Origin of the sequence: Methanocrinis sp., from assembly GCF_049974945.1 — an archaeon.
In the GTDB taxonomy this organism is placed as follows: domain Archaea; phylum Halobacteriota; class Methanosarcinia; order Methanotrichales; family Methanotrichaceae; genus Methanocrinis.
In genome coordinates, this window is record NZ_JBNGCU010000125.1 from 1 (window position 1) to 4,082 (window position 4,082).

Annotated in this window: 4 protein-coding genes and 1 pseudogene; 2 read left to right on the forward strand and 3 right to left on the reverse strand. The window is 56.3% G+C overall.

Translation table 11 applies throughout. The features are described 5' to 3' along the window. Positions 1-124 (reverse strand): annotated as a pseudogene (locus ACP5EL_RS09430) (HD domain-containing protein); the annotation flags it as partial. Positions 125-219: 95 nt separating this feature from the next. Here ACP5EL_RS09430 and ACP5EL_RS09435 point away from each other — a divergent pair. Continuing rightward, positions 220-813: a hypothetical protein gene (locus tag ACP5EL_RS09435; protein WP_428402260.1), complete on the forward strand. Its 594-nt coding sequence runs from the start codon at positions 220-222 to the stop codon at positions 811-813. Between the two features lie 83 nt (positions 814-896). After that, a complete protein-coding gene (locus tag ACP5EL_RS09440; RefSeq protein ID WP_428402261.1) occupies positions 897-1,514 on the forward strand; it encodes a hypothetical protein in 618 nt (205 codons plus the stop codon). A 78-nt stretch (positions 1,515-1,592) separates the two neighbouring features. On the opposite strand, the gene ACP5EL_RS09445 is transcribed toward ACP5EL_RS09440, so the two are convergent. Then, positions 1,593-2,966, reverse strand: coding sequence for a (Fe-S)-binding protein (locus ACP5EL_RS09445; RefSeq protein ID WP_428402262.1), 1,374 nt, complete (start codon positions 2,964-2,966; stop codon positions 1,593-1,595). Between the two features lies 1 nt (position 2,967). Further along, on the reverse strand, positions 2,968-3,720 hold the full coding sequence (locus ACP5EL_RS09450) for a heterodisulfide reductase (RefSeq protein WP_428402263.1): 753 nt from the start codon (positions 3,718-3,720) through the stop codon (positions 2,968-2,970). Positions 3,721-4,082: the final 362 nt, after the last annotated feature.

Below are 4,082 nucleotides of genomic sequence, written 5' to 3' on the forward strand. Positions count from 1 at the left end.
CCAGGTTGGCGAGGCCCAGCTGCTTTATCCACCTCAGCCTCTGCATCTCCTGGGTATCGGCAAGATCCCGGGCGAGATCGTCGAGTTCGACGTATCCGTGGACCGGATCTCTTATCGTGGTCATGAGAACCTCACCGTATCCTTCGATCTTTTCTCAATTTACTCTTTCCGTCGCCCAGGATAATTTTTAATAAATCGGGCCCCAATATGACAGGACAGATGATCAGAAATACCATATTGATCCTGGCGTCTTTGATATTGATCGCCGGCGCAGGGATCGCCGAGAACGACGCCGGCCTGACCGGCCTTTGGGCCTTCAGTTGCGAAGCAGATCAGATCTCCGGCGATCCCCTCCCCCTGGAGGAGTTTTCTGCGGCCCTATTCATGATGGGGCCGGCCATCTCCGGGGCATGCACCGGCGAGACGCCCGATCCCTGGAACGGTATGGTGACGGGCCGGTTAGATGGAAGCGGCCTCGACTTGGAGATCTTGCTGATAAAACGTCCTCTGACGGCGGCAAGGATGACCGGCTCGTCTGACGATTCGGGCGATATCGCTGGAACCTTCGTCTGCTCTGACGAGACCGGGTCCGGCTGGACTGGCAGTTTCAGCGCCTCGATGACGAGCCCCGAGACCGCCCTCTACGAGCCGGCGGCCTCCGATCCCCTCCCCTTCGTTCCAGCCGTCTCGGGAGGGATCTCGGACTTCGAGGAGGTGGCGATGGCGCCCCCGGCGGAGGAGGAGCCGAAGAAGAGAGAGCTCCAGGTGATCAGCTACACCAGGGACACGATCTACGCGCGGCCCGTGATGTGATCTCCACCTCCGAGATCTCATCCTTCGCCACAATCCAAGCCCGATGCAAATTTTAAATACACATCAGCCGTTAAAGTATAATTATGAGCGAAGCGGAGAAGTTCGAATTTGAGGCCGAAGTAGACAGAGAATGCCGGATCAGGATACCTCCCGATCTGCAGAAGGCTTCTGGAGCTCTTCCTGACAGCATAGTCACCATCAAGATGAAGCCCATCATGGACCAAGAGAGAAGGCCCCTCGAGATCCATCCAAAGATGCCGGAAAATTTTGAATTTACAGATCGGGTCGACGAGGAGGGCTTCGTCAGGATTCCCGATATGATCGGGAGATCTTCGGGCACCTCTCCTGGGTTCACCGTCTCTGCCAGCGTAGAGCACGTATTGAGAGAGGAGAAGAGGGAGCCCGCCTATAAATACGAGTTCCTGGACAAGGTGGATGAAGATGGGAGGATCACCATCCCCGGAGTTATCAGAAGCTCTGCAGGTATCGGCTCAGGCGATGTGGTCTCGATAAGGCTCAGACATGTCCTGGACTCGGAGAACAGGCCGGTAGAGAGGATAGAGGAGCTCGTAGACAAGTTCGATTTTTCAAGCCGGGTGGACGAAGAAGGCCGGATCACCATCCCCAGTGAGATCAGAGAGGCGGTGCCCATAGCGCCTGGAAGCGTGATAACCGTCAAGATGGAGCAGGTGATGGGCTAAGACGGAGCCGAAAATCCTATTAACTATTTTTAAGTTAGTACCTGCGAGGAAAAATAATAAAAAGAGATGATGCCCGCTTTAATAGGCATCCACGTCTTGCGCCTTTGTCTCGGCGACCTCCTCCAGCTGGCAGACCTCGCCCTTGCAGAGGATCTCATCCTGCTCCTGATACTCCATGTAGGGGTTGTCAGGGATGGTCACGTCCAGGCCCATGGCGGCGGCCATCAGCTCGACCTGGTCTGCCACCTTGACCTCAGACTTCATCTCATTTCTGCCGTCCATGATGTTACGCCTGCAGAAGGGGCAGGTGCTGGAGATCACGTCGGCGTTCACATCCAGGCCGTCTTTGACCCTGGCCACGGCGCAGCCCAGAGCGAGATCGGGCTGTCCGGCCTTGACCCCGCCTCCGGCTCCACAGCATCTCTGGAACTCTCGAGAACGGGTCATCTCCTTGTAGTTGAGGCCGGGTATCGAGTTGTAGACGTCCCTCGGCGCCTCGAAGGCCCAATCTCTCCCGTTGATGTGCATCAGGTGTCTTCCCGAGTGGCAGGGGTCGTGGAAGGTGACGTTAAGGTCGTTTAAGGCCCTCTTCCACTCCACCTCGCCACTCTGGACCTTCTCCCTCAGGTAGACGGCCAGGGGCACGTTCTTGTAGGGGATGTAGCCCTCATACCACCGGGGCCAGTCGACGGTGGCGGTCCTCAAACAGCCCGCGCAGGCGTAGACCACGGTCTCGACGCCTCTGTCCTTGAGGGCGTCGACGTTGTGGACCGCGTGGTCCCTCATCACGTCGCGCTGGCCGGTCCTGACCAGGGCTGAGGAGCAGCACCATTCGTCCTTGCCCAGCATGCAGAAGGGTATATCCAGGGCGTTGAGGATCCTGACCGTCGCCACGCCCAGGGCCTGCTGCCGATAGGCTGCGGTGCAGCCCGCGAAGTAGGCGATCTTCGCCGAGTCGAGGACCTCGGCGTCGTCGGGAACGAAGCAGAGCCGATCTTCCTGCTTTGCCTGATAGGGATTTTTGTCCTTTCCCAGAAGCATGGGGAAGAAGGACTGCTTCCCCCAGGGACCGTTTCCTCTGACCACCAGGTTGGGCCTTGTGGCCTCCCACAGCTCTACGGTGTTGATACCCGACTCGCAGACCGTGCCGCAGACGCCACAGGTGGTGCACATGTAGGAGTCGTCCATGAACTGGTTGACCTCGTCCTCGTTCAGGGGCTTGGCTCCGAAGAGCTTCGCCCGGAGGCCGTGCTGGCTTCCGAGGAGCTCTCTGAACTTGGCGATCTTGTACATGGGGGTGATCTCGGGTCGGTCGCCGTACACGTTGAAGGTAGGACACCACTTCATGCACTCCTGACATCGGGTGCATCCATCCAGCTCCATGAGCTGGGTGGACATGAGGAATCCTGATATGAGGGGCTTTCCAGCGGGACTTTCTTTTTCGTTTGCCATCTTATTCGCCTCCTCTGTTTGCGAGAATCGTCAGCGGGGCTGCTATTATGTGCATGTACTTGCTGTAGGGAAGGATCGCGACGAAGAGGGCCAGCGCCAGGATCGTGTGGAGCAGAGAGAAATGGGGCGCATATACCGGGTATGCAAAGGCATCTCCGACGAGAAAGGCGTTGCCTCGCAGCCACTCCGCATAAAAGCCGGTGATGGTTATAAGAAATACTCCGCCCAGGAGGACCACGTCATAGGCCGAGGTCCGGGATCTTACCTCCCTGAGGAAGATCCTCCTCGCAACCCCAACGGTGGCTCCGAAGAGGAGCAGGTAGCCGAAGATGTCAAAGGGAAGAGCCATCCAATCCTTCACCATCTCTGCCTGGTGGGCCAGGCCCAGGACGTTGAAGTGCTCGATTATGTCCATGAAGAGGGCGAAGCCCGACATGGCGGCGAGGATCAAAAACCCGTAGAATATAGTCATGTGCATGACCCATCTCACCGGGCTCCTCCTGAGGGTCCGCCTGAGAAGCAGCACGTCGAGGACGAGGGTCTTTACGAATACCCATACGCCGTCTTTGAAGGCTTGATGAATCCATGTCGCGATAAAAAGCCAGAAGCTGTTTCGCAGCTCATCCTGATAACCGGTGGACCCCATCCCCCACTTCTTGAAGTTAAAGTAGAGGCCGTAGATCCAGAATCCCAATACCACAACGGTAAGGGCGATCACTATCCAAAAGGTGAGACCAAGGGTGTAAAACGCCATCTTATTTCCTCCTTTTCTAAACCACTACCGACTCCATCCGACCATCCTTTTCATTTGAGGTAACCTACCTGAGAAACTAATACTTAAACGTTCCCTTCTGGTCATTTTGATGCTCGAATAATTTTGCGTAGGGTGAGTTTCGATGGAGACTTGAGAGCGACATTTTGCTTGAGAGCGACATTTTGGCCGCTTATTGAAATCCGGTTCCCAAGCTCAGCCGGGACGCAAAAGGCGTCGATCCTCGGGCTACACAGCAGATCCCCGAGACATAATAAAAAATTTCCGAGAAGATATAAGAGGAAAAAAAGTGGACGCTCTACTTAGCGAGCGTCACCTTCTCGATGGAGACCTTCGCGTCCTTG

Bases quoted from the DNA above. Each gene is read 5' to 3' on its own strand.
- ACP5EL_RS09450 (WP_428402263.1), bottom strand. From the start codon at position 3,720: ATGGCGTTTTACACCCTTGGTCTCACCTTTTGGATAGTGATCGCCCTT.
- ACP5EL_RS09445 (WP_428402262.1), bottom strand. From the start codon at position 2,966: ATGGCAAACGAAAAAGAAAGTCCCGCTGGAAAGCCCCTCATATCAGGA.
- ACP5EL_RS09435 (WP_428402260.1), top strand. From the start codon at position 220: ATGATCAGAAATACCATATTGATCCTGGCGTCTTTGATATTGATCGCC.
- ACP5EL_RS09440 (WP_428402261.1), top strand. From the start codon at position 897: ATGAGCGAAGCGGAGAAGTTCGAATTTGAGGCCGAAGTAGACAGAGAA.